Annotated in this window: 26 protein-coding genes and 1 tRNA gene; 9 read left to right on the plus strand and 18 right to left on the minus strand. The window is 50.3% G+C overall.

Features of this window, described 5'->3' with window-relative positions; translation table 11 throughout:
• Positions 1–150: transposase (locus BLV85_RS07560; RefSeq protein ID WP_176973882.1), on the plus strand; the 150-nt coding region annotated here is incomplete at its 5' end.
• A 143-nt stretch (positions 151–293) separates the two neighbouring features.
• Here the strand turns inward: BLV85_RS07560 and BLV85_RS15165 are convergent.
• Positions 294–464 (minus strand): hypothetical protein, encoded by a 171-nt coding sequence (locus tag BLV85_RS15165; protein WP_176973970.1) that lies wholly within the window; start codon positions 462–464, stop codon positions 294–296.
• Between the two features lie 264 nt (positions 465–728).
• Here BLV85_RS15165 and BLV85_RS07565 point away from each other — a divergent pair.
• Positions 729–804: transfer RNA gene (locus BLV85_RS07565), tRNA-Met, on the plus strand.
• Positions 805–1,043: 239 nt separating this feature from the next.
• On the plus strand, positions 1,044–1,748 hold the full coding sequence (locus tag BLV85_RS07570; protein ID WP_090413929.1) for a VIT1/CCC1 transporter family protein: 705 nt from the start codon (positions 1,044–1,046) through the stop codon (positions 1,746–1,748).
• A 124-nt stretch (positions 1,749–1,872) separates the two neighbouring features.
• Here BLV85_RS07570 and BLV85_RS07575 read toward each other — a convergent pair whose 3' ends face one another.
• A complete protein-coding gene (locus tag BLV85_RS07575) occupies positions 1,873–3,291 on the minus strand; it encodes a dihydrolipoyl dehydrogenase (protein WP_090413885.1) in 1,419 nt (472 codons plus the stop codon).
• A 392-nt stretch (positions 3,292–3,683) separates the two neighbouring features.
• Between BLV85_RS07575 and BLV85_RS07580 the strand changes: the two genes are divergently transcribed.
• Entirely contained in the window at positions 3,684–4,667 is a 984-nt protein-coding gene (locus BLV85_RS07580; protein WP_090413886.1) for a malate dehydrogenase, read from the plus strand.
• Positions 4,668–4,759: 92 nt separating this feature from the next.
• On the opposite strand, the gene BLV85_RS07585 is transcribed toward BLV85_RS07580, so the two are convergent.
• From BLV85_RS07585 to BLV85_RS15170, 16 genes are all read right to left on the minus strand, one after another.
• Positions 4,760–5,221 (minus strand): peroxiredoxin, encoded by a 462-nt coding sequence (locus BLV85_RS07585; protein WP_090413888.1) that lies wholly within the window; start codon positions 5,219–5,221, stop codon positions 4,760–4,762.
• A gap of 171 nt (positions 5,222–5,392) precedes the next feature.
• Positions 5,393–6,742, minus strand: a complete 1,350-nt coding sequence (ccmI, locus tag BLV85_RS07590) for a c-type cytochrome biogenesis protein CcmI (RefSeq protein WP_090413891.1) — start codon at positions 6,740–6,742, stop codon at positions 5,393–5,395.
• Between the two features lie 5 nt (positions 6,743–6,747).
• The gene (locus BLV85_RS07595; protein WP_090413893.1) at positions 6,748–7,251 is read right to left on the minus strand and encodes a cytochrome c-type biogenesis protein; all 504 of its coding nucleotides are present in this window, start codon (positions 7,249–7,251) and stop codon (positions 6,748–6,750) included.
• Between the two features lie 7 nt (positions 7,252–7,258).
• Complete coding sequence (locus tag BLV85_RS07600; protein ID WP_090413896.1) at positions 7,259–7,783, minus strand: DsbE family thiol:disulfide interchange protein; 525 nt, start codon at positions 7,781–7,783, stop codon at positions 7,259–7,261.
• The gene (locus BLV85_RS07605) at positions 7,780–9,822 is read right to left on the minus strand and encodes a heme lyase CcmF/NrfE family subunit (RefSeq protein ID WP_090413898.1); all 2,043 of its coding nucleotides are present in this window, start codon (positions 9,820–9,822) and stop codon (positions 7,780–7,782) included. The genes BLV85_RS07600 and BLV85_RS07605 overlap by 4 nt, the downstream gene beginning before the upstream one ends.
• Positions 9,823–9,879: 57 nt before the next feature.
• Entirely contained in the window at positions 9,880–10,329 is a 450-nt protein-coding gene (gene ccmE, locus BLV85_RS07610) for a cytochrome c maturation protein CcmE (protein ID WP_090413900.1), read from the minus strand.
• An 8-nt stretch (positions 10,330–10,337) separates the two neighbouring features.
• Complete coding sequence (ccmD, locus tag BLV85_RS07615) at positions 10,338–10,508, minus strand: heme exporter protein CcmD (RefSeq protein ID WP_090413902.1); 171 nt, start codon at positions 10,506–10,508, stop codon at positions 10,338–10,340.
• Entirely contained in the window at positions 10,505–11,248 is a 744-nt protein-coding gene (locus BLV85_RS07620; RefSeq protein WP_090413904.1) for a heme ABC transporter permease, read from the minus strand. Before BLV85_RS07620 ends, ccmD begins: the two co-directional genes overlap by 4 nt.
• Positions 11,249–11,367: 119 nt before the next feature.
• Positions 11,368–12,027, minus strand: a complete 660-nt coding sequence (gene ccmB, locus BLV85_RS07625) for a heme exporter protein CcmB (protein WP_090413905.1) — start codon at positions 12,025–12,027, stop codon at positions 11,368–11,370.
• Between the two features lie 5 nt (positions 12,028–12,032).
• Entirely contained in the window at positions 12,033–12,647 is a 615-nt protein-coding gene (gene ccmA / locus BLV85_RS07630) for a cytochrome c biogenesis heme-transporting ATPase CcmA (protein WP_090413907.1), read from the minus strand.
• Positions 12,648–12,790: 143 nt separating this feature from the next.
• Positions 12,791–13,696, minus strand: coding sequence for a tRNA pseudouridine(55) synthase TruB (gene truB / locus BLV85_RS07635; RefSeq protein WP_090413908.1), 906 nt, complete (start codon positions 13,694–13,696; stop codon positions 12,791–12,793).
• Positions 13,697–13,913: 217 nt separating this feature from the next.
• Complete coding sequence (gene rbfA / locus BLV85_RS07640) at positions 13,914–14,273, minus strand: 30S ribosome-binding factor RbfA (RefSeq protein WP_090413931.1); 360 nt, start codon at positions 14,271–14,273, stop codon at positions 13,914–13,916.
• Positions 14,274–14,404: 131 nt separating this feature from the next.
• Complete coding sequence (infB, locus tag BLV85_RS07645) at positions 14,405–17,074, minus strand: translation initiation factor IF-2 (RefSeq protein ID WP_090413910.1); 2,670 nt, start codon at positions 17,072–17,074, stop codon at positions 14,405–14,407.
• A gap of 121 nt (positions 17,075–17,195) precedes the next feature.
• The gene (gene nusA, locus BLV85_RS07650) at positions 17,196–18,668 is read right to left on the minus strand and encodes a transcription termination factor NusA (RefSeq protein WP_090413912.1); all 1,473 of its coding nucleotides are present in this window, start codon (positions 18,666–18,668) and stop codon (positions 17,196–17,198) included.
• 52 nt (positions 18,669–18,720) lie between these two features.
• Positions 18,721–19,152, minus strand: a complete 432-nt coding sequence (gene rimP / locus BLV85_RS07655) for a ribosome maturation factor RimP (RefSeq protein WP_090413913.1) — start codon at positions 19,150–19,152, stop codon at positions 18,721–18,723.
• 730 nt (positions 19,153–19,882) lie between these two features.
• The gene (locus tag BLV85_RS15170) at positions 19,883–20,089 is read right to left on the minus strand and encodes a hypothetical protein (protein WP_176973969.1); all 207 of its coding nucleotides are present in this window, start codon (positions 20,087–20,089) and stop codon (positions 19,883–19,885) included.
• On the opposite strand from BLV85_RS15170, the gene BLV85_RS07660 reads away from it, so the two are divergent.
• The 5 genes from BLV85_RS07660 to metW all read left to right on the plus strand — a co-directional run bounded on the left by BLV85_RS07660 (position 20,051) and on the right by metW (position 24,358).
• A complete protein-coding gene (locus tag BLV85_RS07660; RefSeq protein WP_245725129.1) occupies positions 20,051–20,452 on the plus strand; it encodes a PTS sugar transporter subunit IIA in 402 nt (133 codons plus the stop codon). The two genes, BLV85_RS15170 and BLV85_RS07660, sit on opposite strands and share 39 nt — an antisense overlap.
• Before the next feature lie 2 nt (positions 20,453–20,454).
• Positions 20,455–20,724, plus strand: a complete 270-nt coding sequence (locus BLV85_RS07665) for an HPr family phosphocarrier protein (RefSeq protein WP_090413915.1) — start codon at positions 20,455–20,457, stop codon at positions 20,722–20,724.
• Positions 20,721–22,448 carry a phosphoenolpyruvate--protein phosphotransferase gene (gene ptsP / locus BLV85_RS07670; protein ID WP_090413917.1) on the plus strand — a complete coding sequence of 576 codons (1,728 nt, stop codon included), beginning with the start codon at positions 20,721–20,723 and terminating at the stop codon, positions 22,446–22,448. The genes BLV85_RS07665 and ptsP overlap by 4 nt, the downstream gene beginning before the upstream one ends.
• Before the next feature lie 123 nt (positions 22,449–22,571).
• Positions 22,572–23,699 carry a homoserine O-succinyltransferase MetX gene (gene metX / locus BLV85_RS07675; protein ID WP_090413919.1) on the plus strand — a complete coding sequence of 376 codons (1,128 nt, stop codon included), beginning with the start codon at positions 22,572–22,574 and terminating at the stop codon, positions 23,697–23,699.
• 32 nt (positions 23,700–23,731) lie between these two features.
• Entirely contained in the window at positions 23,732–24,358 is a 627-nt protein-coding gene (gene metW / locus BLV85_RS07680; protein WP_090413921.1) for a methionine biosynthesis protein MetW, read from the plus strand.
• The last annotated feature ends 484 nt before the right edge of the window (positions 24,359–24,842 follow it).

A 24,842-nucleotide genomic window follows, 5' to 3' on the forward strand; every position in this document is an offset into this window, starting at 1 on the left:
GACTTAAAAAAACGCTACTGGGGGCGCCATTTTTGGGCGCGAGGATACTTTTGTGTAACATCAGGAGAACTGACAGAAGAAATGATTCAAAACTATTTGGAGCATCATTTTGAACCTAAAGGTGATGATAATTTCAGAACCGAAAGCTAAACGGGTCTTAAGACCCGTATCCTGACTTTAGTCATTGTCACTAACCCACCAGCTTTAGCTGGTGGTTGTTTAGTTTTCTCCTTTCCTTGATAATAGGAATATTGCGCTTATTTGGAATTTAAATATGGTAACGCAACCTGCGCTCAATCCATTGATCTGGGCTTGCCTCCGCCTTCTTGATCTTCAGATGGTATTTGATGAAAAGGCTGAATGGTCTGCCCATAAGTTGATGGGTCAGGAGAGTCTGGCACGGAAGGCTTGCAAGCAACTAACGCCAGCATCATCGAAACTACCATGATGGCTTTGATTTTCATAAATACTCCTTATAATTTGGCTATAAATCAACTGAATCTTCAAACTACAAGAGAATTTTACCTACAGCAAAAATAGAAATATTGATGCAAATCAATTACGCACCAGATTTTGGTGGACAGAAGAGTAAATGGTTACATATCATAAGGTTACATCATGATACCAATGGCACCTCAATAAATAAGAACATTAAACGCATCATCGGTCTTGACATACCACCCACTCAAAGTGCAAAATGCGCGTTCTATCGCATCAGCAAACGATTTGGCGAATTAGCTCAGTGGTTAGAGCAGCGGAATCATAATCCGTTGGTCCGGGGTTCAAATCCCTGATTCGCCACCACAACCCACCCAATATTCGTCCACATTGGACAATGTTTTCACCCGTTCACGCATTCTGTAATTGCGTGCTCGACCAAGCGGGCAGGCACAGCAGAAACTGACTCTATCTTGTCGTCAAGAAAGTGGTTTAAACCTGACTGTGTTGCAATTTGGTGAAATTATATTGGATATCGTGTTTCCTTGTTCAGCGCTTCCTTGCCTGGGCCGATCTTCTCCGTAGTGAATTTTGCCCTCGTCAACATGAATCAAAAAAACCAAGATAAAAACAAGGATCATCGCTACCATCGTACCGGCTGGTTACGTGCGGCCGTGCTCGGAGCCAATGATGGTATCGTATCGACCGCCAGTCTGATTATCGGCGTCACTGCTGCAGGCACATCACTGGAAGATATTCTGCTGGCCGGTGTCGCCGGCCTGGTCGCCGGAGCGATGTCTATGGCGGCAGGAGAATATGTTTCGGTCAGCTCTCAGGCAGATACTGAAAAAGCCGATATCAAACTGGAGCAGCATCACCTGTCCGAGGATCTCGAATATGAATTACAGGAATTAACCGAGATTTATATCCATCGCGGGCTTGACCAAAGCCTGGCAAGACAAGTGGCCAAACAATTGATGGCACATGATGCGCTGGGTGCACACCTGCGTGATGAACTGGGAATTAATGAGCATATCAGCGCCCGCCCGCTACAAGCAGCGCTCGCTTCTGCCGGCATGTTCACACTCGGTGCATTGATGCCACTGGCTGCCACCATCGTTGTAGATGCATCGCATATCATGCAAGCTGTTGCCCTCTCTTCTTTGATGGCTTTGGCATGTTTGGGTGCGCTGGCTGCTTACCTGGGCGGCGCCAATATCACTAGCGGTGTCTTAAGAGTAACTTTCTGGGGCATGCTTGCCATGGCCTTAACCGCTGTGGTCGGACGCTTGTTTGGCGTCATGACTTAATTGATGGTTCATACAATCCGGCCCCAGTGTTCCTTGACGCCTGCCCGGGCGCGGTATCGCAAGGCCCAAGCTTAACTCGCTTTATACAGCAGCACGCAGCCGGGCATTCCAGGATAATGCCGATTCAATCGAGTGCTTCAGAGTTGAGTGATTCACAGGCAGCCAAATCGGATTCAGAACAGGCTGGCAGCTTGGTGGCAAGGTTGCGTAGTGCGGTTCGCAACCCCTCTTCCAACACAGGATGATAAAAAGGCATTCGCAATAAATCCCAAACAGTCAAAGACTGACTGATTGCCAAAGCCAGCAAATGGGCAAAATGCTCGCCAGCGGGCGTACATAATTCTGCACCGAGCAACTGGCCACTGTTTGTATCGGCATACACTCGCAAAATTCCTCGATTACGCTGCGCCGATCGGGCACGGCCCTGGTTATCAAAACTCACTTCACCTATTTGAATATTCTCCGCGGCAAGGGCTTGATACGATTGGCCGACCGTTGCAATATTTGGATCCGAGAACACGATTGTCAACGGTGTACGGCGCCTGAAACAAACTGGTTCGTTCAGAACTGCGTTCAGGCCAGCAATATGTCCCTCATCTGCGGCCTCATGCAGCACAGGCAGGTATTGGTTCATATCCCCAGCCAGAAAAACCGACAAATCCGCAATCTGCATCGTATTCGGATCAACCGGCGGCAGACCGCGCTCATCCAGCTGTACACCCAATGCTTCAAGACCAATATCATCAATATTTGGACGTCGCCCCAAGGCGGCAAGCACACTATCCACCTCGATTTCGGTGTCCCCTGCCCGCACAATAATCGTCTCCTCCTGTGGCCCATTTGCCAAATCGGCTTGCTCACCGAGATAAAGCGGGAACTCTGTGGACAAGAGTGATACTGCTGTTTGATTGACCACAGCATCACTGATACCCCCGATCATAGGGTGAGCGCCGAAGCCACTCACCCTCACGCCCAGTCTGGAAAGCGCCTGGGCCATTTCCAGTCCGACCGGGCCCATTCCAATTACCGCCATACGCTTTGGGAACATGTCCTGCTCGAACAAGCTATCCGTTGTCAGCAGGCGTTCACCAAAATCCCGCCAGCCAGCCGGAACGATGGGACGCGAGCCCGTTGCGACAATGATTCGCTGAGCTGAGTATTTTTCTCCGTTGACAATCACCTGATTGGGAGATAGCAAACGCGCCCGCCCTGATATGGTTCGCTCTGGTAATGCCTCGGTTGTTTTCAGCGTACTCGCGACAAAGCCATCGCGGAGCCTACGTACCCGCTGCAAGACATGTTTAAGATCCACTTGCAGCTGCGTACCGCCAGCAATTCCAAACTCCTCGAAATGATGACGACGATGGAACGCATTGGCAGCCTCGATCAATAACTTGGAGGGCATACACCCCACCCTGGCACAAGTTGTTCCCCATGCACCATCATTGATCAACAGATAACTATCGGTACGCTTCCTCACTTCACGCAAAGCAGACAATCCAGCACTTCCCGCGCCGATGATGATGACTTCAACGTTTTTCATAGGCCTTTATCCACTCATAACCCCGACATTCCCAGTTGAACTGACTTCACATTAGCACTGGATACGCATGAAAAATAGCAACCTATTCTTTTCACCGCAATATTATGTGCGACGTGAAACAACCATCAACCGAAATTCTCAGGTCAAATTAACACAAAACTATCCACTTCATCATATCTCATTCAGTTATTTGATATTTGCCTCTTTATCCGAGTTAAGGAATGCATTCATTTCCGCCTTAGGCAACCCATACAATCAGCCACTGCATACAGGCAGCGCCGCAGGCATGACGCTTAGCCTTCTTGTCTCCTCTATTTGCCGGTATAATTCGAGTGTGCCGCTTGAGAATTTTCTCTCCCCATCAGTAAATGTTCAAGGAGCAAGATTTAATAATGCCCTCACCTATTCGTATTGCCATTACCGGTGCGGCAGGACAAATTGGCTATAGCCTGCTGTTCCGGATCGCCGCCGGAGACATGCTGGGCAATGACCAACCTGTCATCCTCCAGCTCCATGACATCCCGGAATCCGAGGATAAACTACAAGGTGTGGTAATGGAACTTCAGGACTGCGCATTCCCGCTCTTATCAGGCACCATTGCCTCCACCGATCCGATGCAATCCTTTAATCAGGCTGATATTGCCATTCTGGTCGGCGCGCGGCCTCGTGCCAAAGGTATGGAACGCAAGGATTTACTCACCGCCAATGGTGAAATTTTCAGCGCTCAGGGTCGTGTATTAAACCAGGTTGCCAAACGCGAAGTCAAAGTATTGGTCGTCGGCAATCCGGCCAATACCAATACTTACATCACCATGAGAAATGCGCCGGATTTATCTCCCAGTAACTTCTCGGCCATGCTTAGACTCGATCACAACCGGGCGCTATCTCAGGCTGCCATGAAGCTAGAACAACCCGTGGGAAACATCAAAAAAATGATTGTATGGGGCAATCATTCGTCCACTCAGCTACCTGATTTGACCCATGCGGAAATCAACGGACAAAGAATTATTGATCTGATCCATGATGCGCCCTGGATTGAAAACTACTTTATCCCCACCGTTCAAGATCGTGGCGCTGCGGTCATTGAAGCACGCGGATTATCCAGTGCGGCAAGCGCCGCCAATGCAATTATCAACCATATGCGTGACTGGATTTTTGGAACCAAAGAGAATGATTGGACCACAATGGGTGTTCTCTCGGATGGAAGTTACGGCGTTCCGGAGGGGGTATTCTTTGGGTTTCCCGTCATTTGCCAAGATGGCCTGTGCCGCATCGTGCAGGGGCTCGAGATTACACCCAGCTACCAGGACAAATTGAACATCACCTACCAGGAACTTCTGGAAGAACAGAACGCTATCAGGCACCTGCTGCCATAACAACGATTAGCAGATAAAAAAGCACAACGCCCTGTTGAGCGCGAATCACTCTCATGCGGTGTTGTGCTTGATTTATAGACTGACAATTAGAATCAGTCAGTCAAGTCCTTGATAAAAGCCAGCACTTCTTCGGCATGTCCGGGAACTTTGACGCCCCGCCAGGCCTTGTACAATTGCCCTTGTGGGTTAAGCACAAAAGTACTCCGTTCGATTCCCCTCACTTGCTTGCCATACATGTTTTTCATCTTCATGACCCCAAACATTTCACACGCTATTTCATCGGAATCACTGAGCAAGTGATAGGGCAGGCTATATTTCTCCCTGAATTTTTCATGCGATTTCAGACTGTCGCGGGAAATTCCTGCGATTTCACAATCACGTTGGCGGAATTGGGGATATAAATCACGAAACTGCTGGCTTTCATTGGTGCAACCGGGCGTATCATCCTTGGGATAGAAAAATAAAACCAGGTATTTACTTTCGACAGCAGATAGCCGGAAAACACCATCCCCGGTAGCAGCCAATTCAAAATCAGGTATTACTTCGTCATGCATGTAACCACTCCGATCAATTGATTGAAGAGTACCCCTAAAAATCCTTATTGCGTCACAATACGTCGCTGCCTACAAAAATGCTCCCTTACATATCAAGCATATGCTGCATCAACACTATTTGTACTCGCCTCGTCTTGTTTAAAATTCTGAATTTTTAAAGGTACTCCGGACTTAAGGAACGATCCGATCGATGACGACGGTAACATCTTTGTCGCCAATTTTGACTGGCTGGCTATAGCCTTCCAAGTCCCCGCTGGCAGGTACAGCCTGGCCAGTTCTGCTGATTCTGGCACCAATCACGACTTCAGGGAAGCTGGACAGTTTCATAGCAGGAGTCATCGCCATACCATCGTCAAGTGTGAACGTGACCGGCAGATCCTTCGCCTGGACTCTTAAAATCGCCAAGGGCATTTTGGGCCCTTCCTTGGCTCTTGCAAATACGAAAAGCGTATCGGCAAGCGATACCCTCTCACGCAGCGACGCATCCAACGTGACAGATCCAGAAATACTTGGTAGCCCCGAGGAAGATGGTGCGGGTGTTGGCTCGGCAGCTGCCTCTGCTTTGTCTGATTCTACCGTCGGCAGATCACTCCCGATATTCGAATTCTGTGCGAGTTGTAGTGGTCCCGATCCATCTTTAACTCTCGAGGCCAAGGCTTTCGCCTGGACAATACTCTCATTGATTGATTGAGCAAGCTGCGACTCGGCTGGAATGATCTCCAACAATCTTTGCCAATGGATGGCAGCCTGTTCAAATTTTCCTCGTTCGAATTCTACCGTGCCAGCCAGCGCCAGTGCTTTGGGATAATCGGGATCCAATGCGAGCGCCTGAGCGATCAGCTCGGCCGGTTTACCCACCAGACTGCCGTCATTGGTCATAGCCAATACATCAGCATAATCGCTGAGAAACTGGGGACTATCGGGAATGATCTTAACTAGCTCGGCATAGGTCGCACTGGCATCTTCAAACCGTCCCATAATCGCATAGGTGCGCGCAAGCATCACCCATCCTTCGATATCCTCCGGGTTATCTTTAAGGCGGGCAGCCAAATTATCGATAATCGATTGAATTTCCGCATGGCCTGGAGGCACACTCTCGGCATTATCAGACTGGAAATGTGTGGCATTCGCCAGCTGCGATTGTGGCAATAATCCTCGGCTATCGCCGATGATTGTATAAAGATAGACTGCGGTCAGCGGAACAGCCAAAACGACGATGACGGTCGCGGCAATGCCATGACGACTGGCGCGAGGCGTGCTGGCAGTTTCACTCGATGTAGACAAATCCTGCAACATGCGTTTCTGCAACTCTTGTTTGCTGGATTCATATTGCTCCTTCGAGAGAATGTCGTTACGCAAATCCTGATCCAGTTCCGCAATTTGATCGCGGTAGATACTGATATTTGCCGCCTCCCGCTCAATTTTGTCCAGATCTTTCCTATTGTTTCTCAGCAGTGCAGGAATTACGAATAACAATGCCGCCACGATAAAAATACCGGCCACAACCCAGAATGTGGTCATACGCTTTAATCCTTGTTTATTTCTTTGATAAGTGACTCAGCCTGCAAGCGCTGGTTTTCAGTTAAGGGAGATTCCGTTATTTGTGACCGACGGCGCCTGAGGTAAAGCATCAGTGCGACTGCTCCTCCCAAAAACAAAACGAATGGCCCAAACCACAATAACCATGTCGTTGATTTGAGAGGCGGGTTATACAGCACGAAGTCGCCATAGCGCGCAACCAAGAATTCTATAATCTCATCGTCGCTTTTATTTGCACGCATCTGCTCTCTGATTTCACGTCTCAAATCATTGGCAAAATCCGCGCGTGAACCGGCAAGGGACTCATTCTGGCAGACCAGGCAACGCAGATTCTCTGCCAGATTGACCAGACGTTTTTCCAGCTCGGGATCCTCTGCCACCGGTACCGCCTCGCTCGCCATACTCAAACCCGCCATGAATGACAGCATCAGCATTACAAGCCACTGTCTTGCGGCTGCCACAAAAGAACCATGAGCAACTAATTTAATCATCACTGTCTCAACTCTCGAGTTCTTTGATCAATGGAAGAATCTTGTCCTGCAGCGACTTGACCGTAACCGGGCCAATATGTTTATAGCGAATAATCCCCTCCTTATCGATCACATAAGTCTCGGGCACGCCATAAACACCATAGTCGATACCCACTCTGCCATCTGCATCGACTATGCTCGCAGTATAAGGATTACCATATTGTTTAAGCCACTGCATGGCAGTATCGCGCTGGTCCTTATAATTGAGTCCATAAATAGGCACGATACCCAATTTGGACAACTCCACAAGCAGAGGATGCTCATCGCGGCATGCGACACACCAGGATGCCCATACATTCAGCATCCACACTTTCCCAAGATTCTCTGTCGATGAAAGCGTCTTATCGGGATCATGCAATTGCTGCAACTGAAAAGTTGGAGCAGGCTTATCGATAAGTGGCGATGGCACCTGGCGGGGATTCAGGGTCAACCCGATCCCCAGGAAAATGACCAGGATGATAAACACTGCCAAAGGCAGCATAAAACGCATCATACTTTTTCACCCTCCGAAAGCGTTATCGAATGGGTGGCTGTCTCGACCGGCAGACTGTCTGCTGCCGATTCTGCTGCTTGCGGTGTCTTGGAAACAGCTTTCTTCTTGATAGCCAGCCGATAACGGCGATCTGTTATAGCCAGCATGCCACCCAGCGCCATCAAAATGCAACCTAACCAGATCCAGACGACAAAGGGCTTGTGATATACCCGAACGATCCACGCACCATTCTCTAATGGCTCACCCAAAGCCACGTAAAGATCACGGGTTAATCCGGTATCAATTGCCGCCTCGGTCATAGGCATGCCAGAAGCATTATAGGTTCTTTTCTCCGGATATAAATTCTGGATTGGCTTGCCATCTTTCATCACCTCAATTTCACCTTCAACCGAACTGTAGTTCGGTCCTGGCAGCGGCCTTGTGCCATTGAAACGGAATGTATAGCCTGCAAGGGTTACTGTGCTGCCAACTTCCATGCGCACATCTTTCTCGGTTTCGTAGCCATTGACCAAAGTGACTCCGATGATGAATACGGCCACACCCAAATGCGCACAGTGCATGCCATAATAACTCTTCGGCTGTTTAGCCAGCTTGGCAAATAAACTGCCTTCCGCACTACTCTGGAGCCGATGTTTAATCGCTACGAATATGCTGGTAATGATCCAGAAAGCGAGCAATAAACCAAAGCTTATCATCGGCCGCCACTCACCCATCACGAAAGGCATAATGATCGCCGTGACCAGACTTACGGCAAATGCCCAACGCATTCTGACCACCAAGGCAGGCAGGCTTGCTTTTTTCCAACGAGCGATCGGACCCAACCCGATCAGGAAAATGGCGGGTGTCATCAGGGGAACAAATACCGCTTCAAAATAAGGAGGGCCTACTGAAATTTTGCCCAGCTCCAACGCATCCACCAGCAGTGGATAAAGCGTGCCGAGCATCACACTGCCGGCAGCCACTAACAGCAATACGTTGTTGGCAAGCAGCATGGTCTCGCGAGAGACAATATCAAAATTACCGCCCAGCCCGACTTTAGGTGCACGCCAAGCAAACAACAACAATGAACAACCGACCACCAGCACCAAATACACCAGGATAAAAATTCCGCGCGCGGGATCCGTGGCAAAGGCATGCACAGAAGTCAATACCCCTGAACGAACCAGGAATGTTCCCAACAAACTCAATGAAAAAGCACTGATTGCCAGCAAGACTGTCCAGCTTTTGAAGCTTCCACGTTTCTCGGTCACCGCCAAGGAATGCACCAGTGCCGTGCCCACCAACCAAGGCATGAACGAAGCGTTTTCAACCGGATCCCAGAACCACCAGCCCCCCCAGCCAAGTTCGTAATAGGCCCACCAACTGCCAATCATAATTCCAATTGTCAGAAAAACCCAGGCGACTGTTGTCCAGGGACGTGACCATCGGGCCCAGGCAGCATCCAGCTGCCCGCTCAGCAATGCCGCAATGGCGAACGCAAAAGCGACCGAAAAACCGACATATCCCATGTACAACATAGGAGGATGCATGACCATTCCCGGATCCTGCAATAGCGGGTTCAGATCACTTCCCTCGACGGCGGCAGGCAGAAGCCGGTCAAAAGGATTGGAAGTAAACAGCAAGAACAGTATAAAACCTACGCTGACCAGTCCCAGGACACCCAATACGCGCGCCACCATATCATCCGGCAATTGACGGCTAAACACGCTGACAGCCACCGACCAGCCGGCCAGCAAGGTGACCCATAGCAGCAGAGAACCCTCATGTGATCCCCATGTCGCAGCTATCCGAAAGTGTAGCGGCAAATCGGAATTTGAATGAGAAGCGACATTGAGTACGGAAAAATCATTGCTGACGAATGAATAAGCCAGACAACCGAAAGCAATTGCAATGAATACAAATTGCCCCTGCGCGACTGGACGCGCCAGCGCAATCCATGAAGGTATTCCACGTGCCGCGCCGATAATGGGCAATGTGCCCTGAATCAATGCCAACAGCATTGCAAGAATGAGTGCGAAGTTACCAAGTTCCGGTATCATGGTTGAGCATTATCCCTTTCTTATGATATTTTTAATCAAATTAGACACTAGACAGGCCTACTGTGTGAGCGAGGTCTTTTGTGCTTTGGCCGCTTGCTCCAATGCACTGGCTGCTTCAGGCGGCATGTAATTCTCATCATGCTTGGCAAGCACTTCATCCGCATAGAAAATACCGTTCTCGGCAATTTTTCCTTGTGCGACGACGCCCTTACCCTCCTTGAACAAATCCGGCAGAATTCCCGTATAAACGATTTGTATTGCCTCGGCGGTATCGGTAATGGCGAAGCGCATTGTTGTGCCATCACCTTCCCGTTTAAGAGAACCCTCTTCCACCAATCCACCTATCCGAAAACTTTTGCCAATGGGCGCTTCCTTGGCGATGACCTGGCTTGGGCTAAAGAAAAAAACCAGATTACTTTGAAAAACATTCAGCACAAGAATGACGGCAACTGTCAGCGCACTCACGCTCAACGCGATGACTGCCATTTTTTTATGACGCGGTTTCATTTTCCTCCTCACAAAGATGATTTGTCTTTCAGACCGAGCTGTTTATGCAAAGTTCGGCGGCGATTGCGCACCAACACCACTTCACCCAGGACACATAACAGTGCGACGAGATAGGAACCCCATACATAAAAACCATAGCCCCCCATCGCGAAAAAATCGGACCAGCTTTCCCAACTCATTTCGAGACCCCTTCTTTTAATTCCGAAACCCATGCTGTATGGCGCTCACGCTCCAGGATAATCATGCGCGTTCGCATCAACACCATGACGATGGAATACATCCAGGCTGCCAACGCCATGATCAACATACCCGTCAACATCGCTGTTGCCATTTTGGGAGATTGCACCAAGCTTACCGAAGCCCCCTGATGGAGCGTATTCCACCACTGAACCGAGAAATAAATAATCGGAATATTCACCACACCGACCAAGGCAATGATCGCGCCGGCCTTATCTGCGCGCCGTGGATCATCGATTGCGGCCTGGAGCGACATAAAGCCGATATAGAGGAAGAACAGAATGAGCTCGGAGGTCAGGCGGGCATCCCAAACCCACCATGTGCCCCACATGGGTTTCCCCCACCATGCACCGGTCCACAAAGCCAAAAATGTAAACATGGCACCGGTCGGCGCGATGGCACTCGCCACCATGGATGAAAGCCGGGTATTGAATGCAAGCCCTATCCCTGCCCAGAACGCCATGACGACATACAGGAACATCGACATCCAGGCCGCTGGCACATGAATGAAAATGATCCGATAGGCTTCACCCTGCTGGAAATCGGTCGGCGCCACAAAAAATCCGATATACAGGCCTATAATCAGTAATATGACGGCTGCAATGATAAAAAAGGGAATCATTCGTCCAGCAAGAAAATAAAAGCTTGCTGGAGAAGCATATTTGAACCAGTTAATTGTCATGTTATAGATAATTCAATTTAATTTATGCAATGCGTTACATCAGGTTTTCGCGTTGTCTATAGCATCGCCACAATGGCTGGTTCACTCACGAACCAACTTGAAATACTCTCACTAACCCGTCATGCCATCGAGATTCTGAGCGACGCAGCGGTTGCCCAAGGAGAAAAAACCAGAGACACCAGCAGAAATGCGCCCAACAATGAAAGATGTGCATCAAAACCCATTCCAGCTGTACTTGCTTCGACGGCCCCTGCGCCAAAAATCAACACCGGAATATACAAGGGTAAAACCAATAGTGATACCAGTACCCCGCCCCCTCTCAGTCCCAGTGTCAGCGCCGCACCAATTGCTCCAACCAGACTCAGCACAGGCGTGCCCAACAGGAGTGAGAGGGTCAATACCATCAGCGCCTCCACAGGCAAATCATATTGAATACCCAGCACCGGCGCCATGAGCACCAAGGGCACACCCGTGACCAGCCAGTGCGAAAGTGCTTTGCCCATTACCAGCCCCGATAAGGAGACTGGCGAAAGTAGCATTTGTTCTAGCGTGCCATCGACATAATCGCTGGAAAACATGCGACCGAGTGCCAACATTGAAGCAAGCAGTGCCGCAACCCATACCACACCAGGCGCCATCATTCGCAACATATTCATCTCGGGCCCTACTCCCAGCGGAAACAAACTGACGACAATGATGAAAAAAAACAACGTCGTCAGCACATCCGAACGTCGGCGCATCGCCAGCAGCAAATCTCGCTTGATTATCCACAGAATCATTTTGGTCAGGATAAAACTAATTGGTGAGTGGCTGCCGCAGCCACATTGAGTTCTTGGTGGGTTGTCATCACAATCATGCCGCCTTGCGACAAATTATGTTCCAGCATTCCCTTGATCAGTTCAATTGCCGCAACATCGAGTGCAGTCAACGGTTCATCCAGTATCCACAGTTTTGTCCGCGTCACCAACAATCGGGCCAGTGCCACCCGCCTGCGCTGTCCCTGCGACAAGACCTTGGCTGGTAAAGTTTCCCGTCCCGTCAAACCCATGCGCCTGAGTGCATCTGTTGCCTGCTCCTCATCAATTTCACATCCAGCCAGCGCGCAGGAGATACGTAAATTCTCGATAGCGGTCAAGTCATCCTTGATGCCGCCCAAATGCCCCAGATATGTCATAACGCTGCGATAATCCCCGCCCAGCTCGCGAATATTGATGCCATCCCAACAAATTTCACCATCATCCGGGACCGACAGGCCACACAACAACCGCAACAAGCTGGTCTTACCGCTGCCATTGGGCCCACTGACAAGCATTAACTCACCGGCCTTGACTGAAAAATTCATACCTGCGAAGAGCTTGTGATCCCCGCGAGAGCATTCAAGATTATTGGCTGTCAGCATTCTAAGTCAGTGATTAGTTGGAAATGATCAAAACCGGGAATTATAACGTATTGCCAATCCTTTGGTACCTTGCTCGATGCACACACATTTGACCAAAAGCTGCCATATCCGTGATTAAAAGACATCTAAGGGCTCGTTAATGCTCATTGCATCATCAACCTTTTGGGCGCAATTGTCTCGAGGTCAATCAGTTCACCCAGCCCCAGAAAGCAGCCGTCAGAACCGTATAATTTGAGCTTGGTATTAGCCGGCAAATCAGCATGGGTCATTATTTTTCGGATTCTCTGCCCTTGCTTTAATTGCAAGGCCTCAATATCGTCAAGCACGATACCCGGCAGATCAGATAAAAGTGTATCGACCGGATATAAAAACTGCTCGCGTGAGAGCTGGGGATCAGCCTCCAGCTGATCCAGATGACAAGCCTGAGATAGATCAAACGACCCGATACCAGTGCGGGTAAGTGCCGTCAGATAGGCACCACCATAACCCAGCGCTTTGCCGATATCTTCAGCCAGCGTACGGATATAAGTCCCCGATCCACAGCGCACGGTTACGGTTATCTCGCTGCCTGACCAAGCATCAAGGGAGATATAATGAATCACGATTTCACGAGCCTGACGCTCAACCGCAATCCCTTCACGCGCATAGTAATACAAAGGTTTTCCCTTTTTCTTCAACGCACTGAACATCGGCGGTATTTGGCTGGATCGCCCGAGAAATGTGCTCAGAACAGCCAACACTTGTCGGGGATCCAATTCACGCGTCATGGCATTCGCACCAATTGCTGGTACGATATCACCCTCGGCATCACCCGTATTGCTGACATACCCCAGTCGCATCCCTGCGACATAAGTTTTATCGGCGCCCAGTAGCGCCGATGAAAACTTGGTTGCTTCGCCCAAACAAATGGGCAGCAGCCCCTGAGCCATTGGGTCCAGGGTACCAGTATGGCCCGCTTTCTTGGCAGCCAGCAATCGCTTGCTAATCTGCAAGGCACGATTGGATGAAATACCGGAAGGCTTGTTCAGCAGGAATACACCATTAGGCATTTCAGATTCGATCAGTGTAGGTTCCTTGGTCAGGGTGGGTTTAATTCGGAATCCTCAATCGAGAGGGACGTTTTCTCAATCGTACAGACATTCAGCAGACTCATACGGCCAGTATGATTATCTGGCGATCAGGGGGCCCAATCTCTGTGCAATATTGAGGGCTATCGTCCATGCGTACGGCTGGGGATATTCGCCTCGTAATAATTGGTGTTTGGACTCACTGCGGCGTTTTGCCGACAGCCTCATCAATCAATCGTGAAAGGCGCACACCGCGCTCAACCGATTCGTCGTAAACAAACTGAAGCTGTGGCACCACACGCAATTTGATTCTGCTGGCCAACTGACTACGAAGAAACCCACTGGCACGTCTCAGGGTTTGTTCCGCGAGTTGAACACTCTCCGTGTCATGCAGGATGGTGAAATAAACTTTGGCATAGGCATAGTCTCGTGTCACCTCAACCCCAGTCAGGGTGATCATTCCAACACGTGGATCCATCATCTCCTGTTGAATCAATATAGCCAACTCACGCTGAATTTGATCAGCCACCCTTTGTGTGCGCGAAAAATCTTTAGCCACGACCATCCTTTTTCGTTTGAAAAATCACAATTCAGCCATGAAAACTAACTGACCCTCCGGCATGGCAGTAAGTTCATTACAAAAACCAGTCATGCGCAGCTTTTAAGTTGGGTTCTTACAGCTGCCTTGACTTATAACACACGAGCAGTTTCGACAATTTCATACACTTCCAGCTGATCGCCTTGCTGTATATCATTGTAATTCTTCAACGAGAGGCCACACTCAAAACCGGCTTTGACTTCTTTGGCATCTTCCTTAAACCGTTTCAAGGAGTCAAGAGTACCCGTATGGATAACAACCCCGTCACGCAAAAGCCTGACTAATGAGTCGCGTCTCACCAATCCCTCGAGCACATAACAGCCCGCAACAATACCCACTTTCGGGATTCTGTAAATTTCTCGGATATCCACCATCCCCAGAATCTTTTCCTTCCGCTCGGGCATCATCATGCCGGATAGCGCTTTTTTGATCTCATCCACAGCTTCATAAATGATATCGTAATAGCGAACATCCACACCGGTTGAGCCGATTAACTTACGTGCACCTAAATCGGCACGACTGTTGAAACCAATAATCACAGCCTTGGATGCGAGCGCAAGATTGATATCCGACTCGATAATCGCGCCAACCCCGCTATGCACGACATTGATTTTCACTTCGTCGGTCTCGAGCTTGTGCAGGGCATATGCCAGAGCCTCGCAGGATCCCTGCACATCCGCCTTGATAATCAAATTCAGCGTTTTGACGTCTTCTCTCTGACCAAACACGTCTTCCATTTTCGCCACATGAAGCTTGTCCAGCCTGACATCGCGGAATTTACCCTGACGGAACAGCGCGATCTCTCTGGCCTTGCGTTCATCTTCCAAGACGATAAATACTTCACCGGCAGACGGCACTTCAGACAAGCCTTGGATTTCGGCTGGAATCGAAGTGCCTGCCTCACTGATCACCTTGCCCTGTTCATCCAGCATTGCCCTGATCCGGCCAAAAGCTGCACCAGCCAGGACCACATCGCTGCGTTTCAATGTGCCGGATTGCACCAGTACGGTCGCCACAGGGCCTCGCCCCTTGTCCAGACGCGATTCAATCACGATGCCTTTGGCTGGCGCATCCTTCACTGCCTTGAGTTCCAGCACCTCGGCCTGCAACAATATCGCCTCGAGCAAATCATCAATGCCTTGGCCAGTTTTAGCCGAAACACCGATGAACATCGCATCCCCACCCCAGTCCTCTGGCACCACGCCATGATTGACGAGCTCCTGCTTAATGCGCTCGAAATTGGCCTCGGGTTTATCCATTTTATTGACAGCCACCACAATGGGGATGCTTGCCGCCTTGGCATGATGAATCGCTTCGATTGTTTGGGGCATCACACCATCATCTGCCGCCACCACCAGAATGACCAAATCGGTAATACTGGCACCACGCGCCCGCATTGCCGTGAATGCCTCATGCCCCGGGGTGTCGAGAAACGTGATCATGCCATGTGAGGTTTCAACATGATAAGCGCCGATATGCTGGGTAATGCCTCCCGCCTCACCGCCTGCAACGCGAGTTCGCCGGATATAATCCAGCAGCGAGGTCTTGCCATGATCAACGTGTCCCATAACGGTGACCACCGGAGCGCGCGGCTCCAATTGGGACTCGGAAACAGGCTCAGTCACTTCCTCCAAGAAAGCTTCCGGGCTATCCGGGGCCGCTACCTTGGCAATATGCCCCATCTCTTCAACCACAATCATGGCAGTTTCCTGATCCAGCATTTGATTGATAGTGACCATGCTGCCCATTTTCATCAATACCTTGATTACCTCGGCCGCTTTTACCGCCATTTTCTGGGCCAACACCGCAACTGAAATTGTTTCAGGAATCAAAACCTCATGCACAACCGGCTCAGTCGGTGCAGAAAAAGCATGCTCAGGCTGGGGTGTCCCAGAACGGCTTTTACCGTGCTTGTCCTTACGCATGCGCCAGCCCTGCCCGCCCGACAGATCGCCCCGAATTTTAGATTCACGCCGCTTGGCAGTTTCCTCCTTCCAGACTTCCTGCTGCTTGACCTGTTTCTTTTTCTTTTCAACCTTTTCTTCAGCGGGTTTTGCAGCCGGCTTGGGAGGCTTAAGAATAACCCGCTCGCCTACAACAGGCTTCCGTTTAACCACCTTTTCTGGCTCCGGTGTTGTTGCTGGGGTAGGTGCGGCAGCCGGCTGTTCTGCCACAGCTTCCGCGTTCTCAGCAACCTGTTGTGCTTCGGCAGCCTTCGCCGACTCTTCCGCCTTGGATTCCTTAACCATGCCGGCCTGAGCCGCTGCCTGCTGCTTTCTTCTTTCCTGTTTTTCTTTTAGCTCAGCTTCCTGGCGCGCTATCAGCTCGGCCCGTTTTCTGGCCTCTTCTTCTCGCAGTGCACGTTGTGCCTCATCAATAATTGGCTGTCTGGCGGCAACGGGCGCTTCAGTAGCCTTGGCGGACTCTGGCTCGCCAACAGCAGCCTGACCAGCTTCAATGGATGCTGCCGGTTTGGTCAGCACGCGTTTTTTCCTGACTTTGACCTCAATCGTCCGGGCCTTGCCAGCACCATCCGACTGCCTTATCTCAGTTGTTTGCCTACGAGTCAGGGTGATTTTATTCTTTGTCCCACTCGTTCCATGCGCTTTCCGGAGATGATCGAGCAGTTGTGTCTTATCTTGTTCCGTCACAAAGTCGGTCGCCGACCGTTTGTTAACACCGGCAGCTTGCAGTTGTTCAAGCAGCAAATCTGGCAGCATGCCTAGTTCTTGTGCAAATTGCTCTACAGTCATTTGAGTCATCAGCAACCTTTTATTTACCTCAAATTCAACAAAATCCTAGCAATATATAGGAAATTTTATGCTTATTCATCTCTGGAAACTTAAAATCATACCCAACCTGTCTGATTAACTCAAAAACAGTTTACATAAACCAGGGCTCACGCGCCTTGATGATGATCTTGCTGGCACGTTCCAATTCTATGCCAGTCATTTCAACCAAATCATCCGCCGCCAAATCGGCCAGTTCTTCCTGGGTATTGATGCCCTTGGCTGTTAATTTCCGGACCAGTTCAATATCCATCCCTTCCAGAGCGAGCAATGCTTCGGACGCATGCTCGATTTCTTCTTCTGTCGCAATCGCATCGGTCAACAATGCGTTACGCGCGCGATTGCGCAATTCTTCAACTGTCTGCTGATCAAATTCCTTAATCTCAAGCATCTCGTCCAAGGGAATATAGGCAACCTCTTCCAGCGTTGAAAAGCCTTCTTCAACCAGAATACGTCCCACCTCCTCATCCACATCCAATTTTTCCATGAACAATCTGCAAATTGTGGCAGTTTCTTCCTCATTCTTTTCCACAGACTCTTCAACGGTCATGATGTTGAGCTGCCACCCCGTCAGTTCCGAAGCCAGACGCACATTCTGTCCGCCGCGGCCGATCGCCTGGGCGAGATTGTCTTCGTCGACGACAATATCCATGCAATGCTTATCCTCATCCACCATAATGCTGCTGATCTCGGCTGGCGCCAAGGCGTTCACAACAAACGTAGCCTGATCTTCCGACCACTGGATGATATCGATTCGCTCACCGGCCAGCTCGCTAATAACAGCCTGCACTCTCGATCCACGCATACCCACGCAAGTGCCGATTGGATCGATCCGTGGATCATTCGATTTCACGGCAATTTTCGAACGGGAACCAGGATCTCGCGCAGCCGCCTTGATCTCCAGCATTTCCTCTTCTATTTCAGGCACTTCCAGCTCGAACAGTTTAATTAAAAAATCAGGTGAAGTGCGCGACAGAATCAACTGCGGTCCCCGGCCAGCGCGTTCGATCCGGAGCAAATAGGCGCGAACCCGGTCTCCCATTCTCAGGTTTTCGTGAGGAATCATTTGGTCACGCGGCAATAGTGCCTCGATCTTCCCGAATTCGAGTATGGCATTGCCCCGATCCATACGCTTGATGGTGCCAGTTACCAAATACTCCTTATGTGCAAGAAAGTCATTCAGGGTTTGTTCCCGCTCGGCATCCCGTATTTTCTGGAAAATAACTTGCTTGGCGGCCTGCGCACCGATCCGGTCAAATGTGACCGACTCCATCAATTCCTCGATATACTCACCCAACAGGGCTTGCTCATCCCGCTGCATGGCATCGCTCAGGGAAATTTGCCGGGCGGGATGCTCGACCTCCTCATCGGCGATGATCAACCACCTGCGGAAGCACTGAAACCCCCCTGTCTCCCGGTTAATCGAGACACGAACATCAATATCATCCTGAAAATGCTTTTTGGCGGCAGAAGCCAGCGCCATCTCGAGCGCAGTAAAAACAATGGCTTTATCCACATTTTTCTCATGCGCCAAAGCATCGACTAACAGCAAAATCTCGCGGCTCATATTCCTCCAGCCATATTTTTAACCCTAAAACCGCCTCTTAGGTTTAACAAAACTATAATTTGGGCACCAAGCGGGCTTTATCCAGATTCCCCAATTCAATCTGCAGCGTCTTCCCGTCTGTTTCCAACATCAGGGTATCGTCTTTCACTTCTTTGAGCAGTCCAACAAAATTCTTTTGCCCTTGCCAGGCAATCCGCAATTTTATTCTGACAGTTTCACCCGTAAAACGAATGAAGTCGGCCTTTTTCTTCAACGGCCTGTCCAACCCCGGGGAAGAAACCTCCAGTCGGTTATAATCGATATCTTCAACAGCCAGTAACTGCCCCAAGTGATTGCTGATGGCGACACAATCATCCAGTGTGATCGCACTATTCTTTTTATCCACAAACACTCGGATCAACTTGCCAGGCGCAGATTGTTCAACATCTACCAGCTCATAACCCATTCCCGCCAACGTCGGCTCGAGTAACTCAAATAGCAACATAGCTCCGCTACAAATAAAAAATGGGCTAACCCAGCCCACCTATCCAATCGCTTTCATTATAACAAGATTCACGCCCGATAAAAACAGAAATTTATTTTATGGCAATGTTTCCAATAAGTTACCCCTTGATCAGAAACAACTGTATCGATAATATCCTGCCGCATCCAGCCATCCACATTCCTGCATCGAAATAAATCGGCAATTAAAAATTCTGACACACCATACCGGCCTTTTTACGCCACCCAACATATCCTGTATGCAGAAATGTGCGAAATAGTAACATAAATATGTTTCTCAATTCGCCCAGGAGGCTGGCTGAGCGGGATTTTTCGACCCTTTGAGACGAATAGTGGTCTATATATTTAACGAAAAGGGAAAAGGATCGAAAAACCCGGCCAGCTAGGCTCGTCCGCAGTAGATCAGTCTTTCAAGAAACACTTCTCTCGGATAGCCTCCTGGGTACGCTACGTGCCAAACAACCCAAGTCAACTAAGTTGATCTGGCCGACAACAATGAAGATCCGTGCCGCAAACATATTTGACTCCGCAGACTACCGATTTCTTGCTCATCTTCGACCAACCAATCCGACACACGTTCAACAGGAACAAAACTGTCTGATAATTCCTGTTCCGACCTGCTTCTTCAAAGTCCTGCCACTTGTGGCAATATATTGTCACCAAAAAATCTGGATAGCCACAGCGCATTGGGTCTCTCCATAAAAGCAGTCTAGTTATGGGTAGCGACTATTATTTTCTGCTTGTCCGTTATTTGTCGGCACAACGAAGCGAAGCTCCAGACCAATATCAGGCTGACCGGAATACTGAGCGCCCCACCATAGCGACTCGGCAATAAAAGATGGACAGTGATAAAATTTTCCATTTACACCATTGGCGACGGCATGAATCACAATATAGTCGGCATCTTGATAATCAGTCATGAACCATTGGGCGCAAGCTTTCTTGATTGTATCGAGCACATCCTTGGCGAGCAGCCAAGGATGTTAATCAATCACCCCATTCTTCCAACAGTGGATCCCGATGCTGAAATATTAAAATTGCAAACCGCGCTCAAACAACTTGACCAAGGTAACGGCGTACTGATTCTAACCGACCTGTTTGGCGCCACCCCTGCAAACATCGCGCGCAGGCTGATCCAACACGGACAAGTCGAATGCCTGGCCGGCCTGAACCTGCCCATGTTGTTGCGCGCCCTGCATTACCGGCACAAACCCTTGCCGGAACTGGTCGACAAAGTCCTGACCGGTGGCCGGGACAGCATTATCCATATATCCAGAACCTAGTGATGCAAAGCGAAACACTGACTATCCTCAACAAACTTGGTTTACATGCACGCGCCTCGGCCAAATTGACACGGCTGGCAGGTCAGTTCGAAAGTGAAATCTGGCTCATGCGCAATGGCCGCAAAGTCAATGCAAAGAGTATCATGGGGGTCATGACCCTTGCCGCCAGTCAAGGTACCATGATCGATTTGGAAGTTTCCGGCCCGGACGAGCTGGCAGCCATCGAGGCACTGCGCGCCTTGGTCAATGGCTATTTTGGGGAATCCGAATGAGCTTTATTTTGCATGGTGTGGGCGTATCCGAAGGTATTGCGATTGGCCATGCGCATCTTGCTTCGTCAGCCACACTGAATGTCCCGCATTATCTGCTGCCTAAGAATCAGATCGATGCCGAGCTGACACGCCTCCAGAACGCCTTTGCCACCGTGCGCCAGGAACTGGAAACATTGCAGGCATCCACCACTCAGGGACCGGCACAGGCCGAATTCAACGCCTTCCTTGAACTGCACCACATGATTCTGGATGATCCCACGCTTGCTCAGGCGGCCATGGAAAACATCGCACAGGTGCAATGCAATGCAGAATGGGCCATTACTCAACAAATGGAAGTATTGATTGCCCAATTCGAGGAAATCGAGGATGCCTATTTGCGTGAACGGAAAACCGACGTCATCCAGGTTGTCGAACGTGTTCTGAAAGTGCTGCTGGGTCACCCCGGCTATACGCCGCCGCCGCTCAAGCAGGATGGCGCCAGCATACTGGTCGCGCACGATCTCAGTCCGGCCGATGTCATGCAATACAAGCAACATCAGTTTGCGGCATTTCTGATCGACATGGGCGGGCCGACCTCGCATACGGCAATTGTCGCCCGCAGCCTGAACATCCCGTCGATCGTGGCGATGCAACATGCTCAGCAACTCATTTATGAAAATGACACCCTAATCGCAGATGGCAATCACGGGATCGTCATCGTCAACCCGGACAAATATATACTGGCTGAGTACCGCCTGAAGCAAAACCAGCTCGCACTGGAAAAACGCAAGCTGTCGCGCATCAAATCGGTCACGTCCGCCACCCTGGATGGCACCCAAGTAGAGTTGTTGGCCAATATCGAGCTTCCCCAGGAAATCGGCCAGGCCAGAGAAAGCGGCGCCATGGGTGTTGGCCTCTTCCGCAGTGAATTCCTGTTTCTCAACCGGGATAATCTACCCGGCGAGGAAGAACAATTCGAAGCCTATTCAACCGTCGTTCAAGGCATGCGGGGTTTGCCCGTCATCATTCGCACATTTGATCTGGGCGCAGACAAGAATCTCAAAAACACTTACCGCATCGCAGCTAACCCCGCACTGGGATTGCGTGCAATCCGCATGAGCCTGGCCGAGCCTGCCATGTTCCTGACACAATTGCGTGCCATTTTGCGCGCTTCCAGTCATGGCTGTGCACGCATTCTGATTCCCATGCTTTCCAGCAGCTGGGAAATCAACCAAACGCTGCAAATGCTCGAAGTTGCCAAACAGAGCCTGCGCGACGAAAAGAAACCCTTTGACGAAAATATCAAGATCGGCAGCATGATAGAGATACCGGCAGCAGCGCTCGCGCTCGACCTGTTCATGAAAAAACTGGATTTTCTCTCGATCGGCACCAACGATCTGATTCAGTACACGCTGGCCATCGATCGTGTCGACGAAACGGTCGCCCACCTGTTCGATCCCTTGCACCCCGCCGTGCTGTGGCTGCTTGCCCGTATCATTCAGGTCGCCGGCAAGGCCAATGTGCCAGTTTCGATTTGTGGAGAAATGGCAGGCGATTCAAAATACACGCGCTTATTGCTGGGCATGGGTTTACGGCAATTCTCCATGTATCCGGCACAACTGTTGACCGTAAAACGGGAAATTCTCGGCAGCCATATCCCCAGCATCACCCGTCTCACGCAAAAAATACTGCGCACCCATGATTCAGAAAAAATTCACAACCTGTTGTTGAAACTGAACAGCTGATCGGCTGGCATTTGCCCGAACCAACAGCGCTAAGCGCCATGGAGCGGACCTTTTGACGATATAATAAACCGCTCTATCCTTGTATACTCATATACTTTCACTTCACTTCAAAATTTTACGTTCATGCATGATTCAGATTCACTCGGCATCGTCTCCCCGCAGCGCATGCATTTTGACTCACCGCTGAGCCTGAGAAGCGGTGCCGTGCTGGATAGTTTCGAGCTGACCTATGAAACCTATGGTGAGCTGAATCCAGCCAAATCCAATGCCGTATTGATTTGTCACGCATTGTCCGGCAGCCATCATGTGGCCGGTGTCTATGCTGACAATCCCAAGAGTACGGGCTGGTGGAACAATATGATCGGGCCGGGCAAACCCATCGATACGCGCCGCTTTTTTGTCATCGGCATCAATAACCTTGGCGGCTGCCATGGATCCACCGGTCCGATCAGTATCAACAGCAAAACCGGCAAGCGTTATGGACCGGATTTCCCTCTGGTGACCACCGGAGACTGGGCCGAAACCTATGCGCGCTTCGCCGATCGGCTCGGAATCGACTGCTTTGCAGCCGTAATCGGTGGCAGCCTCGGTGGCATGTCAGCCCTGCAACTGGCACTCGATGCACCAGAAAGAGTTCGTCACACCATCGTCATCGCTGCAGCGGCAAAATTGACCGCACAGAACATTGCTTTCAACGATGTGGCGCGCCAGGCCATCCTGACCGATCCCGATTTTTATGGCGGCGATTATTATTCGCACGGCACCTTCCCGCGCAGAGGCTTGCGTCTGGCACGCATGCTGGGCCACATCACCTATTTATCAGACGATTCCATGGCCAGCAAATTCGGACGGGAACTGCGCAATGGCACCTTCGCATTCAACTTTGGGGTGGAATTCCAGATTGAATCCTATCTTCGCTATCAGGGAGATAAATTTGCCGATCAGTTCGATGCCAACACCTACCTGCTCATGACCAAGGCGCTCGACTATTTCGATCCGGCCCAGGATTGCGACGGGGATCTGCAAGCAGCCTTTGCGCGTGCCCAGGCAGACTTCCTGGTACTCTCCTTCAGCTCAGACTGGCGATTTTCCCCCGAACGTTCCCGCACCATTGTCAAAGCGCTGGTTGCCAGTAAACGCAATGTCAGCTATGCAGAAATCCCGTCCAGTCACGGGCATGATTCCTTCCTCATGAAAGATGACTATTATCATCAGCTGATGCGTGCCTACATGCACAATATTTCCATCTAAGCCAACATTCTGCAGAATTTCTACTCTTAATAATGATGACAAACGAAGTCAGTCACACCCAACTGCCATCACGCCCCGACTACGATGCCATCGCGGCCTGGATCAAGCCGGAATCGAGAGTGCTCGATCTGGGCTGTGGTGATGGATCCCTGTTGCGCCACCTTAAAAACCAGCTCAACGTTCATGGCTATGGCATAGAAATCGACACACAGAATATACTGGCTTGCTTCGAGAACGGAATCAACGTTATCCACAGCGACCTGGAATCAGGTCTTTCCGGTTTTGGAGACGACTCATTTGACTATGTCATCCTGTCACAGACGCTCCAGGCCATGAAAAACACCGAAAAAATCATCCTGGAAATGCTGCGCGTTGGCAAGCAGGGTATCGTATCCTTCCCCAATTTCGGCTACTGGAAAAATCGCCTGCAGGTCTTCTCCGGACGCATGCCGATTTCCCGCTGCCTGCCCTATGAATGGTATAACACCCCCAACATCCATTTGTGCACACTGCATGACTTTGAACAGCTCTGCCATCAGCTGCAGGTCAACATTCTGGAACAACGCGTGATGAACGGTGAACGCAAGATGGTTCTGCTGCCCAACCTATTCGGCATGCTGGCCTTTTACCGCTTCAGTCGTGAACCCAAAACCGGTTAGCAAGCTTATTGCCAGGCAGGAGATTCATTCCACATCACTGCGGCAAAGGAGCCGTAAAGGAATAAGTGTGACAATTGGGCGCGTCTGGTGGGATGCAATGCAAGGCGAGAGGAGGAGTCATAGCAAGGCTATGGCGACGACGAGTAACGCCGCAGTGCGCCCGCTAGATGTGATCCAAGTGTTACAGTTATTTATGAGCGGCTCCAAGCATTGGGGAATCTGACAACCTCGCAAAAGGAAGCGCTACCCCTTTTTCTTGGCTGGCTTATTTCGAGGTTTGGCCGCAACACTTCAAAAGCCGCCGGCTCAGCAGGAAATCCCCCACCAATCTACAATGGGCAGCCGCACTCGGCCAGGGACATGCTTCCGCCTTCAACACCATTCTTGCCCTCACCGGATTTCGTTCCATATAACGGATCGCCGCCCATCAGTTTGCCATCAAGCAGTACGCCAGAACCTCAACTCGGTGTTTACCGCAGTATTC

The sequence above is a fragment of the Nitrosomonas halophila genome (assembly GCF_900107165.1).
Taxonomy (GTDB): Bacteria; Pseudomonadota; Gammaproteobacteria; order Burkholderiales; family Nitrosomonadaceae; genus Nitrosomonas; species Nitrosomonas halophila.